We start from the raw sequence: 17,573 nt of genomic DNA, 5'->3' as shown, positions 1-17,573 counted from the left end.
GTTCCTTCTGGATTTCCTTCGGAATCCCATTGCCTTCTGCCGTTTCTTTCTTCGCGGCTAGCTTAATGACATTACCCACTTTAAGACTCCCATATTAAACAAAAAATTTGTTTTGCTTAAAATATGCAATCTAGAAGGGACCGCCGTCCACAGGGACAGCGGTCCTTTTTCATCCTTTCCTGCGCCGGTAGAGGAGGGCGGCACAAATTCCTACTAGAAGAGCGGCTAGGGATGCCGCGATTGCGAGCAGGGCGCCTACACTGAGGGAAGCGGGCCCTTCACCCGGAAATTCTCCGCCGGGGAAGCCGCCTCCAGGCCGCCCCGGCGAACCTTGCCGGAGGATTTCTACGGATTGGGCTTCCATTGCCGGTATGGCTGGGGGTTCCTGCGATTGGCCGGGAGGCCCTTCCGCAGGAGGCTGTGCGTTCGGTTGTTCCGGACTGCCGCCGGGAGGGGAGGGCCGTTCCCCTCCGCCAAAGCCGCCCCGGTCCATGGTGCCCATATCAGAGAGCGTGATAGAGGACGCGTCTACCAGGGCGGAAGCGTCCGCCGCCTGGCCGTCCTCCGTGGAGGGGATGGTTCCCGCCAGTTGTCCAGCAATGCTCTCTGCCCGGAGGCGGCAGAAAGTGCGGAGGGTTTCCACGCCGGTTTCAAACTCCTCATAGGTATAAAACCGGGTGGGGTCTTTTTCTACATAGGGCGCAATCAGCTCCGCCGCGGTATCGATCAATCCGGCGATATCCACAGTCTCTAGAAATTCTTGAAAGTATTGGTGGTACAGCGCGGTATACTCCTGACTATCAAAAATCCAATCGACCATGGGACGGCTGTCGCCGCCGGATACAGGCGTGTCAATGGGGGCGTTAACCTCGCTGCCTGCGTCTCCGCCCTGGAAGGTGCCGTAGGCCAGGTTATAGTCCCAGGGAATCATAGAGAGACGGCCCTCTTCTTCGTAAAGATAGTAATTGTGAACCATAGATCCGGTGTAGCTGTCGCCGTTGCGAACAAAATTGTGGACCACAAAATAGCGGAGGACCTCGTCGATATCCAGAACGCCCTCCAGACTCTCTCCCTCGCTGAGGGCTTTCAAGGAGGCGATCAGCCGGGCCTGATCCGCCTTGGTGATGTCCGTTTTGGCGTTTTGGAAGATGTTGGAGTAGCTGTCCGGGTCGTCGTCAATGTACCGGAGCTTTACGTCGTCGCTGCCCATGCCGCCGCTGGGACCACCGCCGCGATGGCGTTCGCTTTCGGAAGTATTCTGCGTGCTATCGAATGGCTGAGCCTCGGGCGGAGAGGAGAAGGCACCGTTTTCGCTAAAGTCCATAACATTCTTCATATCAAATTCCCGGCCGTTGCCCCGGCCTCCGCCAAAGCTCATGCTGTCCGGCTTATAGAGCTCGCCGGAGTCACTGCCGTAATTCCGCCGGAGGAAGCCGTCCTCCACGCCCTCTACCGCCAGGTACAGCCCCCAATCCTGGCCGTTCACTGTGACGTAGACATAGCTGCAAAGGGGCGCGTCCACACCGAAGGCTCCCATCATTTGATAGGTAAGGTAGTCCTTCATATAGGTGGTGTCCTGAATGATGTTGTTCAGGCTCAGCTTATCCAGGCCGTAGTAGGTCCTGCCGCTGTCGTAGTGGTCGAACTCCAGCTTGAAGCTGTAGCGGTCGCTGTCCATGGAGGAAACCATGGTGAGAGAGGTGTTTCCCTTGGCCCGGATGGCGGTGTTTTGATAGGCTTCGCCGTCGATGACGACCGCGCACTGGGCGTATTCCTCGTTCTCACAGGTCTCCAGGAACCCGTCCCAGTCATCCATAACGATGTCAATGGTGTGGACTTGCTCCGTATCGAAAAGCCGGGTCTCATAGCCCATAACCGACGCGGCGGGCCGGATGCCCAGGTCTTCGCCGTTCATGAACCCGAATGTAAGCAGCAGGCAGAGGACCAGGGCGGCGGCACAGAGTTCANCTACGTATTTGTGGGTTGACATGGAGGACCTCCTGTAACCCATGTAATCTCNNNTGTAGCTTACCAGCACCGCGCTGCGGACGCCGGGGAGGTCCGCCAGGGCGTTGATAAAGCCGGTGTTGCCGTCCTTCAGGCGGATCTCCAAATTCAGCTCCACCGCGTCCTTCTGAACCGTCTTGCTTTTTACCACACAGCGGCGGGTGTNCTGCCGGAGGAAGTCCGCCGCCCGGGTTNCACTCTCCCGCCCGTCGCACTGAAGCACGGCGATGTAGGGATCACAGCGGGATTTCCGGTTGACGAATACCAGCAGCATGAACCCAANGACCATACTGCCGAAGACCGCCAGCGGAATCAGCCCCGCCGCCAGAACGATGCCCACGGCAATGGACCAGAAGAGGAAGGCAATGTCCAGGGGCTCTTTGATGGCGGTGCGGAAGCGGACGATGGACAGCGCGCCCACCATGCCCAGGGACAGCACCACATTGCTGGTAACCGCCAGGATAACCATGGTGGTAATCATGGTCAGGGCCACCAGGGTCACGCCGAAGCCGGAGGAGTACATGACCCCGGTGAAGGTCTTCTTGTAAACCAGGAAGATGAACAGGCCCAGGCCGAAAGCCAGGACCAGAGCCAGGCTCATGTCCAGGAGACTGACGCTGGTGACGTTCTCCAGAAAGCTGGATTTAAAGATGTCCTGAAAAGTCATAATGAATCGTTCCTTTCTTGATTATCCGTAAACGCGGCAGACCGCGTATTTGGAAAAGGCGCAGGTGTGCCGTCCGGGAAGCTGCACCGCTTCCCGAATGATATCCGGGAGGAATTCGTCCCACTTTACTTCCAGAATGGAAGGGGCGTCCCCGGCGGGGACGGTGACGGCGGCGGGATTCAGGAAGTCCGTGGACCCCAGTCCGGTGCGGATGTTGTAATCCAGGGTGACCCGCACGTTCCCGGCGGGGAAGACGAAAGCGTCCCGGGTGTAGTCCACAATCGTCTTGGGCCGGAGGCCGTTGGATTTCATTTTCCAATAGAGCTNTTGAATCAGCGGCCTTCCGCCGCCGGGCATCCAGTCCAGGTCTCCCTCCAGTAGGGACCGGACCTCCTGGGCGCTTAGAAGGACGGAGCGCTTGCCGCACAGGCCGTCCCGCTTAACCTTTTTCTCCAGGCAGATGTAGGAGGCGTCGCCGCTGTAATACCGTATTCGGAATTTCTCCCGCCGGGACACGCCGTCGATTTTCTCCCGCAGGGCCGTGTCCTTGGGGTCGTCGAAATACAGGCTCCGTATCTCGTAGCGGCCGTTCTGCCCGTGGCTGTCCCGCCGGGCCACGGCGGAAAGGCGGGAGGCAAGGATCAGGCGGTCGGCGGCGGTGATCTCGTGCTTCCACTCGTGCCGAGGTTTCATGCTGGAACTCCTTTCGTTCAACAGGATGGGGGCATCATACAGCGGCTTTCTTAGTTCAACCTTAAAAATGGAAATATGGGAAAAATTTTTTCTGGGGCCTGAACCGATTAAAACAGGCGGGATTTGCCGGATTCTACCGCTGGTCGGTTGCTTTTTTTCCGGGGTTGGGTGTAGACTGACAGGGAGGTGAAGCACATGAACAAACAGCAATTCGGAAATTTTATCGCGGAGAACCGGAAAGCCGCCGGGCTGACGCAAAAGGAATTGGCGGCCCGGGTCCATGTGACGGACAAGGCGGTGAGCAAGTGGGAGCGGGCTTTGAGCTACCCGGACGTGACGCTGCTGGAACCCCTGGCGGAGTCCCTGGGCCTGGGAGTGGAGGAGCTGATGGCCTGCCGGAGAGTGGAAGCGGCAATGGAACAGATAAAGGAGGAGCCTATGCGGACGATGGAGAAGGAAAAACCCGTGCAGAACTTATTGGAAATTTCCCGGGAAAGTATGCGGTCAGAGCGGCGGAAGCATATTTGGCAAACGGCCCTGGCCCTGGCGCTGATGCTGGCGGCGACCTTGGGGACCATTTGGTATTGCGGTACATACGTCCGTGAGCAGCTGGACAACACCATCGTGCTAAAGGAAACCGTGGGAAATGAGAACTACCTCTATGTGGAAAACCAGGGCCACTTGCTCCGCCTGAAGTGCGGGGCAGGTGTGGACTTCAACAGCATCACATTGGAAAGTGAGCATGGCGATGAGCGGTCCTATCGTATGGACTGCCGTTGGAACCGGCGGACCTATGAGGGAACCGTTTCCTCCTGTGAAGCAACAGGAAGCATTATCCTGGGCGGGATGATGGATGTGCAATTTGAAGTGGAGAGAGACCGGCTGTTCTGGTATGACGAGGTCAACTACACCAGCGAAGACTACTACCCGGACCCCTATAGTGAACCTAGAGGATTGCTTTATCTCTGTAACTTCCGCTTCTGGACCGGAAAATGGGACATGGAGNCCGGCGAGTGGAAGGACCGGGAAACCGTTCTGCTGGTGGAAGACTGCCTGAACGCCGTAGTGGACGACATCGATGGGGACGGGCACAACGAGGTGGTGGTCCGCACCCGCTGGCCGGAGAAGCCCTACATGGTCTACGACTGGTGCGGCGACAATCAAGTCAAGGAAATCGACCAGTTTTGGCTGGAAAACGTCTCCCCGGAATTGCAGGAACGGCTATTGACCATACCGGAAGAGTCTGCCCGGGCTCAAGCGAGGCTGGGCAGCCACCCGCCCGTCATCGGAGAGACCCTATAATCTATAAAAGAGGACCGTCCGCAGATCATGCGGACGGTCCTCATATATTGCGAGCAAAACTGTAAGCCGGGTTCTGTATTTGACAGCCATCTATCTAGGCGCGCTGTTGCCAACGCGCTCCAGCCACCCCGGGAGCGGCCGGGCCAGCCTTTCGGGGACGAACCCCGACGCTCCCATACCGGTGTTGCTCCGGATAGAGTTTANAGCATCGGANTGTTCCCAGNCGATGGGTGCGCTCTTACCGCACCTTTCCACCCTTACTGGAACGGAAAACCGAACCAGCGGTATATCTCTGTTGCACTTTTCCTGAAGTCGCCTTCGGCGGGCGTTACCCGTTATCCTTGCCCTGTGGAGCCCGGACTTTCCTCATGGACGGCCTTTCGGCCTGCCCACGCGGCTGTCTGTTTTCCTCGCGATGCACATTATACAGGCAAAGGACCAGCTTGTCAACCCGTCTCCCGGAGCCAGCGGGACAGTTCGTCCAGCTCCGGCGGCGTATGGAACCAGTGCTCCGCACCCTCCGCGATCCGCAGACGGCAGGAAAAGCGTTCCGTGAAGGCGAAGACGGTTTCCTCCGCCACCAGGGTGTCCCCGGAGCCCCGGAGGATGTCGGTGGGGAAGGGCCAGCGGTCAATGGGATGGCGGCGGATATAACCGTAATCGTCCCAGCAGAGGGTCTGGCCCATGGGGGTGGGAATTTCTCACTCCGCCTCCAGGCGTGTCTCGGAAATCTGGAACCAGCCCATCATGTCCCGGGTCAGGCGCTCCATGTCCACCACCGGGGAGAGAAACCAGGCGTGGCATATGTTTCGTTCCCGGCAGGCCAGAAGGCTGAAATAGGCCCCCATGCTGACGGCGAAAAGGCCGACGCTGGCCCAGCGGCTTTCGGCGTAGTTCAGGACAGCGGACAGATCCCGGACGCAAACAGGAGGCTTACAGCGAATGGGGCCGTCTTTTCGGTCCCCGTGCTCCGGCAGGTCAAAGCTTAGAATCTGGCAATGCGGGAACGCCTCTGCCAGGAGGCGGAAGGGGACGTCCGTTTTGCTGGACTGGGCCCCGTGGACGGCCACGATCACACGCTCCGAGGGGAAGCCCCAGAGCGCGGCGGGAATGGTTTTGATTTGAAAAAACTGCGGTTCCATCATGGATCTCCTTTCTTTTCCTGCCTGACAGAATATCACAATTTTCCTCCGCAGACAAGTCTTGCCGGAACGGCATTCCCGTGGTAAAATAGAGACGCGATTTTGGAAAACCCCCGCCAGAGGGCGGGAAGGATAAGGAGCGATTTTGGTGAAATTTGAGGAATATCTGTCCTCTTTGCGGAACAAAACCGTGGCCGTCATCGGCATCGGCGTATCCAACCGGCCCTTGATCGAGCTGCTGCTCTCCCGGGGCGTGGCGGTGACCGCCTGTGATAAAAAAGACCGGGCCACCCTAGGCGCTCCGGCGGAGGAGCTGGTGGGAAAGGGCTGCCGCCTCCGGCTGGGGCCGGACTACCTGAAAGACCTGACGGAGGACGTTATCTTCCGCACGCCGGGAATGCGGCCGGATCTGCCGGAGCTCAACGCCGCCGTGGAGCGGGGGAGCACGCTGACCAGCGAGATGGAGGTTTTCTTCGAGGTCTGCCCCTGTCCCATTCTGGCCGTTACCGGCAGCGACGGAAAGACCACCACCACCACCATCATTGCGGAGCTGCTCCGGGCGGCGGGAAAAACCGTCCACCTGGGAGGGAACATCGGCCACCCGCTGCTGTCCGAGACCGGAGGCATGAAGGCGGAGGACATTGCCGTGCTGGAACTGAGCTCTTTCCAGCTCATGACCATGACCCGAAGCCCCCATATTGCCGTCGTCACCAATCTGGCGCCGAATCATCTGGATGTCCACAAGGATTATGCGGAGTATATTTCTGCAAAGGAAAATATCTTTACACATCAGTCTGCAAGCGATATTGCCGTCTTTAATGCCGACAATGAGGTTACCCGGTCCTTTGTCGGACGCCAGCGGGGGACGCTCCGCACCTTCAGCCGCCGGGAAACGGTGGAGCGGGGGGCGTATCTTGCGCCGGACGATGCCGGAGAGGGACAGTCCATCTGGATGTCCAATGAAAACGGCCGCCGCCAGGTGCTTCCTCTGGCGGAAATCAAGCTTCCCGGGGTTCACAATGTGGAGAACTACATGGCCGCCATTGCCGCCGTGGACAGACNGGTTCCCGACAAGATTATCCGGGACTTTGCCAAAAACTTCGGCGGTGTGGAGCACCGGATTGAGCTGGTCCGGGAGCTGGACGGCGTGCGGTACTATAACGATTCCATCGCCTCCAGTCCCAGCCGGACCATTGCGGGACTGAATGCCTTCCCGGAAAAGGTCATCCTCATCGCCGGGGGGAAGGACAAGGGCATCTCTTACGGCAGCCTGGGCCCGGTGGTCAACGAGCATGTGAAGCTGCTGATTCTCTGCGGGGCCACCGCCGGGGTGATCCGCGCCTCAGTGGAACAGGCGGAAAACTACGGCGGTTTGGAAATCGCGGATGCGGAAGACTACCATCAGGCCGTCTCCCTGGCCCGGAGCCGGGCGAAGGAAGGNGACGNGATAATCCTGTCTCCCNCCAGCACCTCCTTTGACCGTTTCGCCAACTTTATGGAGCGTGGAAGGGTTTTCAAAGAGATCGTGAACAGCCTGAAATAAAACCAAGCCTCCGGCGCATAAAGTGTCCCGNGAGGTGGTAACGCATGGGCTTTTTCTACTACCGGCGGCGAATGGCACGGCGGAATTTGCTGGCTGTTCTAGCCTTTTCCGCCATGGCGGCAGCTATGGCGGCTGTGATTTTCGCCACAACCCAGATGCGGCCCATCCTGGTGAGCCTGGCCACCACCCGAGTTTCCAACATGGTAAACCGCATCGTCTCCGAGGCGGTGGACGAGGCCATCGACAGCGGAAACATCACCTACAGCGATCTGATTACCTTTGAAAAAGACAACGAAGGGCGGATTACCGCTATCTACAGCAACATGGCGGCTTTCAACCGGCTTCAATCCAACATTCTGGATATCATTTTGGCCCGGATCGACCAGGTGTCCACCCGGGAACTTTCCATTCCGGTGGGCAGCCTCTCCGGTTCCGTGCTTCTGGCGGGAAGGGGTCCCCGGATTTCCGTGCGGATGGAGTCGGTGGGCTCTTCCTCCGCCAATTTTGAGAACGAATTTACCTCGGCGGGCATCAACCAGACAAAGCATCAGATTGTGCTGAACATTGATGTGGCCGTCAGCATTCTGCTGCCGGGATTTTCCACAGCCACTACCGTTTCCAACGCCGTCACTGTGGCGGAGACCGTCATCGTAGGCTCCGTGCCGGACACCTACACGTATTTCAGCTCCACGCCGGAGAGCTACGTAAGCGACGCGAAGGACTATATACTGAACTAGGAGGACCACATGGACTACCGTGAAGAGATCAAGCAGCTGCGGGACGCGCTGAACGAGCACGGCTACAAATACTACGTGCTGGACGCGCCCACCATCAGCGATTATGAATACGACATGCTCAACCGCCGGCTGGAGGAGCTGGAGCTTCAGCATCCGGAGGAGGTAACCCCGGACTCGCCCACCCAGCGGATTGGCGGAAAGCCCCTGGAGGGCTTTGAGTCCTACACCCATGAGGTTCCCTTGGAGAGCTTGCAGGATGTGTTCAGCGGGGAAGAGGTGGCGGAGTTCTGCGAGCGGATGAACGAGGCGCTGGGGGTGGAAGCTGCCTACTCCCTGGAACCCAAGGTGGACGGCCTGTCTGTGGCGCTGGAGTACCGGGAGGGCGTTTTCGTCCGGGGCGCGACCCGGGGAGACGGGCGGACCGGGGAGGATGTGACGGAGAACCTGAAAACCATCCGCTCCATTCCAATGGTACTGCCGGACAAGCTGCCCCGGCTCATTGTCCGGGGAGAGGTTTATATGTCTCGGGCCGTCTTTGAGGAGCTGAACGCCCAGCGGGAAATTCAGGGAAAACCCTTGCTGGCAAATCCGCGAAACGCTGCCGCCGGCTCCCTCCGGCAGCTGGACCCGAAGGTTTGCGCGAAGCGGAAGCTGGACATTCAGGTCTTTAACCTGCAATTGGCGGAGGGAAAGGAATTTGTCTCTCACCAGGAGACACTGGATTATCTGGTCTCTCAGCGGTTCCGGGTCATTCCCCACAAAACCCTTTCAGGGACCTTGGNGTGTCAGGAGGAAATTGCACGCATTAACGATGAACGTCTGGATTACCCCTTCGATATCGATGGCGCAGTTGTAAAGGTTAACTCCTTGAGTGACCGAGAAAAATTAGGCAGTACGGCGAAGTTTCCAAAATGGGCGGTGGCCTTTAAGTATCCGCCGGAGAAAAAGCCTGCTCAAGTGCTGGATATTGTCATTCAAGTAGGCCGTACCGGCGTGCTGACTCCGAAGGCAGTGTTGACGCCTGTCCGCTTAGCAGGGACAAACGTGACCAACGCGACATTGCACAACCAGGATCTCATCAAGGAAAAGGACATCCGCATCGGAGATACCGTGGTTGTCCAGAAAGCAGGGGAGATCATACCGGAAGTGGTGGAGGTAGATTTCTCTAAGCGCCCGGAGGGNACAGNGCCTTACCGCTTCCCGGAGGTCTGTCCGGTCTGCGGCGCGCCGGTCCGCCGGGATGAGGATGGCGTGGCCATTCGCTGTACCGGGGCGGAGTGCCCCGCCCAGCTCCTGCGGAATCTGACTCACTTTGCCAGCCGGAACGCCATGGACATTGACGGCTGCGGCCCCGCCGTGGTGCAGCAGCTCATCGACAGCGGCATGGTGTCCAATCCGGCGGACCTCTATGGCCTGGAAGCGGAGAAGGTGGCAAAGCTGGAACGGATGGGAAAGAAGTCCGCGGAGAATTTGCTGGCGGCCATTGCGCGTTCCAAGTCCAATGATCTGTCCCGGCTAATTTTCGGACTGGGTATCCGGCAGGTAGGGGAAAAGGCGGCAAAGGTGCTGGCCGCGCACTTTCGCAGCCTGGACGCCCTGTGTGCCGCTGGAGTGGAAGAATTGACGGAAATTGACGATGTGGGCGGCGTGACGGCTCAGTGCGTGGTGGATTATCTGTCCTCTTCTCAGGCCAAAGATTTGATCCAGCGCCTGAAAGACGCCGGGGTCAACATGGAGAGCACGGCGGAGCTGGTGGACGAGCGGTTTGCCGGGATGACGTTTGTCCTCACCGGGACCCTTAGCCGTTTTGACCGCAAGGCTGCACAGGCGATGATTGAGGAGCGGGGCGGCAAAGCCGCCGGGTCTGTCTCTAAGCGAACCACCTATGTAGTGGCGGGGGAGGCCGCAGGCAGCAAGCTGAAAAAAGCGGAGGACTTGGGCATCCCTGTTTTAACAGAAGAAGCCTTTGCAAAAATGCTGGAATGACAGAAAAGAGCGGCGGGTTTCCCGCCGCTCTCAGTTGCTTTACTTGTCGAAAGCCGGATTCATATAGTAAACGTTCTTCTCATTCATTTTGTCCTTTGCTAACCGTAGACCCTCGCCGAAGCGCTGGAAGTGGACAATTTCCCGGGCCCGGAGGAATTTGATGACATCGCTGACGTCCGGGTCGTCGGAGAGGCGGAGGATGTTGTCGTAGGTTACGCGGGCTTTTTGCTCTGGTGCAATCACGAAAGTGCAACCTGGGGCTAAAAATTCCAGTGTATCTCAATGGGAACATCGCGAGTGCCAGGGATGCGCTTGCCTACAGTGATGTGGTCGATGAGAATTTCCACGATTTCCCGTGTTAAGTGTTCTAGGTTTACATACCGCTCCACCAGGGCTTTTCGGCTATCTCCCACGGCAATCCTGTCCACCAATTCCGAAAGCTGACGCTGACCGTCCAGCAGGACACGCTCCAGCCGGGATTTCTCGGCGGAAAACNCTTTTGAGAGAGCAGAGAAGTCGCTGTCGTTGAGCAGACCCTTGACCTTATCCATGTACAAGTCCCGCAGTCCCTTGGTGTACTCGGCAATCCGTTTCTCATAGGCAGAGAGGGTGTCCAGGAGCTGCCGTTTCTGGCCTTGCAGATTTTCGCAAAACTCAATGCTTCGCTCCAATTCGTCCTTGTCCAGATACGCCGCTGCCAGCCGGTTCAGTTCGTCAATCACCATCCGCTCCAGCTTTTCCACCGAAATGAAGGAGNCAATACAGGCATCCTTTGCCACATGGCGGTTGGAGCATNGGAGGTAGTGCCGCCCGCGATTTTTTGAGGAGCGCATGGTGTAGCCGCAGTTGGCGCAGATCGCTTTCCTGGCGAACAATCCCACAGTGCCACAGTCAAAGGGCTTGGCCCGCTCCGCGATCATGGACTGCACCCGGTTCCAGAGGGGGCGGTCAATAATGGCCTCGTGGGTTCCCTCCACGCGATACCACTCGCTTTGAGGGCGAGGCTTGTTCTGCTTGGTCTTATAGGACACACTGCCATATTTGCCTTGTACCATATTGCCGATATAAATCTCATTGGTGAGCATATCGGAGATGGCGAAGTATTTCCATAGAGTACTGTTTTTCCGCTTGGGCTGCTGGTAGCGCAGGCCGTGGAGCCGCTTGTACTCGGTGGGATTGGGAATACCCCGGTCGTTGAGCATCCGGGCGATGGCCGTCTTGCCGTAGCCCTGGGAAAAGAGGGTGAATACCTCCCGGACAACGGCGGCGGCCTCCTCGTCGATAATCAGGTGGCCTTTCTGGTCGGGGTCTTTTTGGTAGCCGTAGAGGGCAAAGGCCCCGATGTGGAAACCGTTCTGCCGCCGGTTGGTGAGGACGCTGCGGATGTTCTCCGACATATCCTCCAGATACCACTCGTTCACCAGCCCATTGATCTGACGGGACTTCTTGTTGCCCTTGTTGGCGGTGTCGGCATTGTCCACGATGCTGACAAAGCGGATGCCCCAGATAGGGAAGAGGCCGTGGATGTACTTCTCTACCAACTCCAACTCACGGGTAAAGCGGGATTGGGTCTTGCAGAGAACGATGTCAAAGCGATGGGCCTTTGCGTCCTCCAGCAAGCGGTTAAATTCGGGCCGCCTGCGGTCTGAACCTGTGTAATCATCATCACTGTAAAGGTTATAAACTTCCCACCCCTGTTCCATCGCGTATTGCAGCAGCATGGCCTTTTGGTTCTGGATGCTGTTGCTGTCGTCGGTTTCAAATTGCTTGTTTCTATCTTCTTCGGATAAACGGCAGTAGATCGCTGCTTTCATGTTCATATCTCCTTAGAGATAGGACAAGCTGTTTCCTGCTTACAGTATAGCACACAGAAAACAGCTTGTCACATTATTTTTGGGCTATGGCCTGTTTTTCCTTTTCCAGCTGATTGATCAACTCGGTCAGCTTGTGCGTGAAATTTTCTCTTGTTGTTTTCGTGGAGCCATCTTTGAAAATGCTTTTGCATAGCTCCTGTGTCTGCAAATAACATCACCCAGCCTTTCACAACAACCTATGCGAAATTGCCTGTCCATTAGTCATCTGCGGCAGGGGAGAGGGCGGGCGGTTCCATCAGATTTTTCAGACGTGCCAGCTTGTCCTGCGCGGTGGCCCTGCGGAAGTTCTCTCCCGAAAAACGGATAGGGGCGCACACCTCCAACAGCCGGTCATAGATGCGGGCGTGGGCGGTGTCCTGGGGGTGCTGCAAGTCTTGAAGGGACAAGTTGGTGGTGACGATCAGCGGCCTGCGACTGCGGTAGCGGCTGTCAATGACGTTGTAGACCTGTTCCAAACCGTACTCCGTCCCGCGCTCCATGCCAAAGTCATCCAGGATAAGCAGCGGAGCACGGCACAGGCGGGCTATGTACTCGTTGCGGCCCTCAAAGTTGGCGGTCAGGTCGTTCAGTATCAGGGCAAAGTTTGTCATGCGGACGGCTACTTCCTGCTCCATCAGAGCGTTGGCGATGCAACCGGCGAAGTAGCTTTTGCCAGTCCCCACGCCTCCCCACAGCAGATAGCCGATGTTCTCGGTCTGCATGGTCGGCCAATTCTCAACGTCAAAGCGGGCGTGTTTCATCTGTGGGCATTTCCCATTGTCGTTGGCAAACGTCCATGTCCGCATAGCCGGGTCAGTAAAGCCCTTGCCTTTCAAATCAGCCACGGCCTGACGGTGACGGCGGGCCTCCTGCTCCGCTGCCTCCCGGTCAAGCCTCTCCTGCTCACAGCGGCAGGGGTGGGGGAGCAAGCGCCCCTCAAACGGCGGCGCGTCCATGCGGAATTGCTTGGGGGTGCGGCACTTGCCGCAGTACAAAAGGCCGTCCTCACCGGTGTAGTCCCCCGGTTCCAGCCGGGTCACAGTAATGCGCTTGATGATGCTGTCAAAATCATTCATAGGCTCTCGCCCTCCTTGCACGAATAGTCAGCTACGCCTTTACCCTTGCGCTTGTCCTCCTTGGCCCAGCGGCGGATAGTGGCGGCGTGGCTCTTGTAGGTCTTGCCAGTGGAGGTCATGTATTCAGACAGCCGTTCAATGTACTCCTGCCAGACGGTGGGGAAGTCGGCTTGCAGTTCGGCAATCTCCGCCTCGGTCAGAAAGACGTTTCCATAGCGGCCAAAAATGCGGGCGCTCTCACTCACTCCACTCAAGTTATTCTTCAAGTTACTATTACTTATTTTATTAGGGGCCAATTTTCTGGCTATCTGACGACCGGTTTTTTGGCTATCAGAGGGCCAACTTCCTGGCTGTCTGGCAGCCAGTTTTCTGTCCATCAGACGGTCAATTTCCTGGCCGTCAGGCTGTTTCACATAGATACGATTGGGCATCCCATTCCCACAGCGCCGCCGCTCAATCAGCCCAGCCGCCTCCAACTCGTTCAAAGCATTCTTGACGGTTGAGGGGCCTTTGTCCACCATGTCAGCCAGCTTATTGAGCGGAAAAACTACGAAAATATTTCCGTCCTCGTCTGTCCAGCCGTTGGTGCGGGAGAGGTTTGACCTGTCCAGCAGGACGGCATACAGCACCTTGGCGGTCTGTGTCAGTTCGGCCCCCAGCAGGAAACGGGGATAGGGCAGATATGGGAGCGGCTTGGTGTCCGCTGTCATGTAGTCAGCAATCGTGTTCACCTCCCGATTTGTGGGCCGTTAGAGGGCCGTTTTGGGGGTTCGGAATGATAACATACACCCCCCCTATTGACCACGCCCCAAAAGTCCTTGATTTGCAAGGGTTTCAAATCTCTATTTGTCCACGCCTGATGCCCTGCGCCGCCGCTCACTGGCGGCTTTCTGTCGGCGGTGGACAATGGGCGCACAATCGGGGCAGTATTTCGCCCGGTTGGAGCCGGGGCGGAATAGTCCCCGGCATTCGGCGCAAATCTTCATATCACGCTGGGGCAGCAGGGCGGCGCACAGTTCCCCGTCCAGCGGCAGGACAGCGGCCCGGAACCAGCGGCAGATCAGCGAGAAGGAAATCGCCTGCGGGCAAACACATTCCTCCCCATCGTCCAGCAACAGACAATTCCCTTGGTCGTAGTTACAGCAGCTATGTACCAGCCGCCGGACAGTCCGATATTGCTGATAGGTCATCGCTCCTGTTCCTCCCTGCGCTGGGTCTGGCCCTCCCTGGCAAGCTGGTCGGCGGCCTTTTTCAGAGTTTCCACCGCTTTGATGTCCTCACGCATGGAGCGCATTGTCAGATAGTCGGCCTCTTTCTCGGTGGTCAGCGTTTGGGCCTCAGCCCTCCATGCCTTGGGGGTGATGGCCTCGCCGGATGCTTTCAGCGTGTCCAGGTATCGGACGGCGGTATCGAACAGGACAAGGTCGGCGCTGTGGCGCTGCTCGAATTGCTCACGCTTGGCCGGGGCAATCTTGTCCAGCTTTTGGCGGACAGGCTTATACTTTTGATACTGCGCCCACATTTCCAGCCGTTCAGTCAAAACAGAAATGCGCCTCTCCGCTTTAACAATCTTGCCGCGCAAATCATAATAATCACCGTTCATGGCGGAATCTTTTTCGTAGAGTTCCGGCATGGACGAAATCCCGTTTGCCTGCAAAAAATTGAACAGCGCAACATTTTCTTTGAGGGCCTTGACCCTGGCATATTGGGAGGCTGGGGCGGTGTCCTGCCTCGCCTGGAAAAGAAAATCCATGATACTTTCTCGGCCCGGGGGCTGGCTGGATTGCTCCTTGCTCCAGTTGTAAAGCCGGGTGATGCGGGCTTTGATTTCTTTCAGCAGCTTGTTGTCGGCGGCGATTTCCCGGTTGATATTGCCTTTCTCGGTGGCAATGCCCCTGCGCTCCATCTGACTGGCAGCAGGCCCCATGTGGACACTGGGGATTAGGTCAACGCCCTGCCTTTTGTAACTGCGGTGGTCGATGCGCTCCGGCCTGCCTGCGGCCTCCAACGTCCGGTTGGCGTAAGCCGCCCACGCCGCCCGCCACTTCTCGGCGTTCTCCCGCCGGTTCCAGTCGGTGGTGTCCTCCCGATGATTTTTCCAGCCGCCTTTGCCGTCAGGGATGCGCTGGCCCTGGCCGTCCAGATCGTACACCTTGCGGCACTTCGCGCCCACTTGCCATTTTCTTTTATGGGCCGAATTGTCAGCATGATATGGGCGTGGGGATTGCCGGTTCCTTTATCGTGGATGGCGAAGTCGGCGCACATTCCAGTGTCAACGAAATTGTCTTTGACATAGGCCCGGACAAGGGCAAGCTGCTCCGCCCTGGACAACTCAACTGGCAAGGCCACTTCAATTTCCCTGGCAAGCTGGGCGGTGCTGGATTTCTCGATTTGCTCAACGGCGTTCCAGAGGGTGGAGCGGTCTTGAAACTCCGGCGGAGCGTGGGCAGGCAGCATGATTTCCGTGTGGACAACGCCGCCTTTGCGAGTGTAGTCATGGGTCAAGCCGTCCCACTCATTCACCAGCTTTTGACCGCTCCGATAGGCGGCAGCGGCCACAGCGGACTTGCCCTTGCTCCGTTGAATGATTTGGATGGGACAATGAAAGATTGCCGTAAAAACGCACCTCCTTTCAGTGCTGGATATTGGCCCTGCCGGAAAGTGACAGACGCGAAGCGGGTGTCACTTTCTGGCGGGGGTGCAGGGGTTTGGGGGCGCAGCCCCCATCGCGTCCGTAGGACGCAACAGCCCCCGGCAGGGCGCACGACACCGGCCACGGTGTATAAGTGCGCCATTCGGACTGGGGATTACTCCGCAACCTCGTTTTTGGGCGTTTTTCCCGCCAACTCCTGCGCCCCCGGCAGCCGGGAGAGGGCAATCAAGAACGCCTTGACTTCCTCGCCCTCCATCTCCACAACAACAGGGAAAACGCCCTCCAAAATGGCCCCTCGTCCAATCAGCCGGTGCGTCCTGGCCCGGTGTTCCTCGCTACGTTTTTTGTTCAGCAAAATTTTCTGACGGTTCTGCAACTGGCCGATTTTCTTCTCGACCTGCTGTTCCTCCTGGGGCTTGTCCATAGCTGTCAATCCTCCTTTTCCAGCCAGCCATTTTTGGCAAAAATCTTTTGCAACTTTTTGAGTGCGCCGGTCACGCTGTCACAGGCGCAACTCCCGCTGATGCCCTCGTCCGCCGCTATCTCCCGAAATTTTTTCTTCAAGGCATACCGGGCATGGAGCCGCCGCGCCTGGGTGGGGGATAGCTGGGAGATGGCCTCCGCCAGATGTTCCAATAGCAGTTCTTCAGCGACCTCGTCAATCTCCCGAATAATCAAATCTTCCGGGGACTGCACCAGGAACATGGCGTGGTTTTCAATGCCGGGGCTGCAATCCATAGAGTAAACGTGATAGTAACTTTTCCTGCCTTCCTGCCGGTTCTCGTAGAGCCGACATTCCTCCATGACGGCGGCAACCTCGTCCGGCACTTCAATGAATGTGTCCTTTGTGTAGAGCGGGTAATAGTGCTTGCGTAAATTGATGATTGCCATGCCGCCCTCACTTCCCCTGGGGGTGGTCTGTGTAATAGCGGCGGAGATTGCACAGGCCACGGCGGATGGAGAGACACACGTTGCTGTTGTGGACGCGCTCACGGTCTGCAATCTGTTGCTGGGTCAGCCCTCCCAGGTAGTAGGCACAGAGGCGGCGGGCCTGGGTGGGAGTAGCGTAGGCCAGAGCCTCCCGCAAGGCAGCTACCAGCCGGTCACGCTCGGCCCGTTCTTCCGCCAGCATGACAAGCTGCTCCGGGGACGGGCTGTGTTCCAGGGCATAGTTCTCCGTCCAGTCGAAAGCGTCCAGCGAGTAGAACGCCCGGTGATACCGCTTGCGGCGCTCGTAGTTCCGCATTTCCCTGACGGACTGGCACAGCACGTCAAAGACTTCCTCGCTGACCTCCACCAGCTTGTCCTGCTGACAGTGGGGATAGTGGAGCCGTAGGTTGATGACTTTCATTTTGACCTCCTAAATGACAGGAGGGACAAGCAGCCGAAACTGCTTGTCCCTCCCGGTGATGGAGCGTGTTGCCCCTCACCTTATAGCCCACTTGGGAGACCAATCGTTAAGTAGGTTTTTTGAAGAATTTCATAAACTTTTTGCGGACGGCCTCAATGCTGTAATGGACAGCAGCCTTGGTACAGTCCTCCATCTCGCATCTCGGCAATCTCCGCATAGCTGAAATCGTACAGCGCATAGAGCAAAAACCGCTCCCGTTGGGTGTCGGTGCAGAGTGCCAACACCGCCAGAATTTCATCCAGCGTTTCCCGCTGGCAGACCAATTCCTCCGGGGTAGCGCAGTAGGGCAAGCGCCCTCGGTGCTGATTATGTACTCGTCAAAGTCTCACCCGTCCCAATGCCGCCTCTGTTCGTGGGCAAGGTTCTCCGCCTTGTGGTCGGCCTGGGTGAGAAATTCGTAGACCTCCACCGACACGGACACAGCCTGCCCATAGTAGTTGATGGTAATTTCCATCGTCCTTTCCTCCGTTCAGTTTTTTAGGGGCTGAACGGAGGGGGCGGGG

General features: G+C 57.6%; 15 protein-coding genes, 1 other RNA gene and 3 pseudogenes. 4 read left to right on the top strand and 15 right to left on the bottom strand.

The window, feature by feature from the left end:
- Positions 1 to 169: 169 nt before the first annotated feature.
- Together JX325_RS04925 and JX325_RS04915 are read right to left on the bottom strand one after the other, a co-directional pair.
- Positions 170 to 2,674 carry a CotH kinase family protein gene (locus JX325_RS04925; RefSeq protein WP_374220587.1) on the bottom strand — a complete coding sequence of 835 codons (2,505 nt, stop codon included), beginning with the start codon at positions 2,672 to 2,674 and terminating at the stop codon, positions 170 to 172.
- Positions 2,675 to 2,695: 21 nt separating this feature from the next.
- Positions 2,696 to 3,367, bottom strand: coding sequence for a polyphosphate polymerase domain-containing protein (locus JX325_RS04915; protein WP_204790054.1), 672 nt, complete (start codon positions 3,365 to 3,367; stop codon positions 2,696 to 2,698).
- Between the two features lie 195 nt (positions 3,368 to 3,562).
- Here JX325_RS04915 and JX325_RS04910 point away from each other — a divergent pair, with 195 nt between their 5' ends.
- Positions 3,563 to 4,669: a helix-turn-helix domain-containing protein gene (locus tag JX325_RS04910; RefSeq protein WP_204790053.1), complete on the top strand. Its 1,107-nt coding sequence runs from the start codon at positions 3,563 to 3,565 to the stop codon at positions 4,667 to 4,669.
- 46 nt (positions 4,670 to 4,715) lie between these two features.
- Here the strand turns inward: JX325_RS04910 and rnpB are convergent.
- The 3 genes from rnpB to JX325_RS17940 form a co-directional block, all read right to left on the bottom strand.
- Positions 4,716 to 5,082, bottom strand: an RNA gene (gene rnpB / locus JX325_RS04905) — RNase P RNA component class A.
- 33 nt (positions 5,083 to 5,115) lie between these two features.
- Entirely contained in the window at positions 5,116 to 5,355 is a 240-nt protein-coding gene (locus JX325_RS17945; RefSeq protein WP_243413927.1) for a hypothetical protein, read from the bottom strand.
- Positions 5,356 to 5,370: 15 nt separating this feature from the next.
- The gene (locus JX325_RS17940) at positions 5,371 to 5,811 is read right to left on the bottom strand and encodes an alpha/beta hydrolase (RefSeq protein ID WP_243413926.1); all 441 of its coding nucleotides are present in this window, start codon (positions 5,809 to 5,811) and stop codon (positions 5,371 to 5,373) included.
- A 148-nt stretch (positions 5,812 to 5,959) separates the two neighbouring features.
- Between JX325_RS17940 and murD the strand changes: the two genes are divergently transcribed.
- The 3 genes from murD to ligA all read left to right on the top strand — a co-directional run bounded on the left by murD (position 5,960) and on the right by ligA (position 10,077).
- Positions 5,960 to 7,354, top strand: a complete 1,395-nt coding sequence (gene murD / locus JX325_RS04895) for a UDP-N-acetylmuramoyl-L-alanine--D-glutamate ligase (protein ID WP_204790052.1) — start codon at positions 5,960 to 5,962, stop codon at positions 7,352 to 7,354.
- A gap of 44 nt (positions 7,355 to 7,398) precedes the next feature.
- Positions 7,399 to 8,091, top strand: a complete 693-nt coding sequence (yunB, locus tag JX325_RS04890) for a sporulation protein YunB (protein WP_204790051.1) — start codon at positions 7,399 to 7,401, stop codon at positions 8,089 to 8,091.
- A 9-nt stretch (positions 8,092 to 8,100) separates the two neighbouring features.
- Entirely contained in the window at positions 8,101 to 10,077 is a 1,977-nt protein-coding gene (ligA, locus tag JX325_RS04885) for an NAD-dependent DNA ligase LigA (protein ID WP_204790050.1), read from the top strand.
- Positions 10,078 to 10,116: 39 nt separating this feature from the next.
- Here the strand turns inward: ligA and JX325_RS04880 are convergent.
- From JX325_RS04880 to JX325_RS04835, 10 genes and pseudogenes are all read right to left on the bottom strand, one after another.
- Positions 10,117 to 10,317: pseudogene (locus JX325_RS04880) on the bottom strand (manganese catalase family protein); the annotation flags it as partial.
- Positions 10,318 to 10,337: 20 nt separating this feature from the next.
- Complete coding sequence (locus tag JX325_RS04875; protein ID WP_374220586.1) at positions 10,338 to 11,891, bottom strand: recombinase family protein; 1,554 nt, start codon at positions 11,889 to 11,891, stop codon at positions 10,338 to 10,340.
- 257 nt (positions 11,892 to 12,148) lie between these two features.
- Positions 12,149 to 13,006 carry an ATP-binding protein gene (locus tag JX325_RS04870; protein ID WP_204790048.1) on the bottom strand — a complete coding sequence of 286 codons (858 nt, stop codon included), beginning with the start codon at positions 13,004 to 13,006 and terminating at the stop codon, positions 12,149 to 12,151.
- The gene (locus JX325_RS04865) at positions 13,003 to 13,737 is read right to left on the bottom strand and encodes a replication initiator protein A (RefSeq protein ID WP_307819247.1); all 735 of its coding nucleotides are present in this window, start codon (positions 13,735 to 13,737) and stop codon (positions 13,003 to 13,005) included. The genes JX325_RS04870 and JX325_RS04865 overlap by 4 nt, the downstream gene beginning before the upstream one ends.
- Positions 13,738 to 13,848: 111 nt before the next feature.
- Positions 13,849 to 14,196, bottom strand: coding sequence for a cysteine-rich VLP domain-containing protein (locus tag JX325_RS04860; protein ID WP_204790047.1), 348 nt, complete (start codon positions 14,194 to 14,196; stop codon positions 13,849 to 13,851).
- Positions 14,193 to 15,565: pseudogene (gene mobQ, locus JX325_RS04855) on the bottom strand (MobQ family relaxase). Before mobQ ends, JX325_RS04860 begins: the two are co-directional and overlap by 4 nt.
- Positions 15,566 to 15,813: 248 nt before the next feature.
- On the bottom strand, positions 15,814 to 16,083 hold the full coding sequence (locus tag JX325_RS04850; RefSeq protein ID WP_204790046.1) for a DUF3847 domain-containing protein: 270 nt from the start codon (positions 16,081 to 16,083) through the stop codon (positions 15,814 to 15,816).
- A gap of 5 nt (positions 16,084 to 16,088) precedes the next feature.
- Positions 16,089 to 16,550 (bottom strand): sigma-70 family RNA polymerase sigma factor, encoded by a 462-nt coding sequence (locus JX325_RS04845; RefSeq protein ID WP_204790045.1) that lies wholly within the window; start codon positions 16,548 to 16,550, stop codon positions 16,089 to 16,091.
- A gap of 7 nt (positions 16,551 to 16,557) precedes the next feature.
- Positions 16,558 to 17,010 (bottom strand): RNA polymerase subunit sigma-24, encoded by a 453-nt coding sequence (locus tag JX325_RS04840; RefSeq protein WP_204790044.1) that lies wholly within the window; start codon positions 17,008 to 17,010, stop codon positions 16,558 to 16,560.
- A 106-nt stretch (positions 17,011 to 17,116) separates the two neighbouring features.
- Positions 17,117 to 17,524: pseudogene (locus JX325_RS04835) on the bottom strand (RNA polymerase sigma factor).
- Between the last annotated feature and the right edge of the window lie 49 nt (positions 17,525 to 17,573).

It is taken from the genome of Oscillibacter sp. CU971 (assembly GCF_905219725.1).
GTDB lineage: Bacteria > Bacillota > Clostridia > Oscillospirales > Oscillospiraceae > Oscillibacter.
This window is presented reverse-complemented; position numbering and strand designations above follow the sequence as displayed.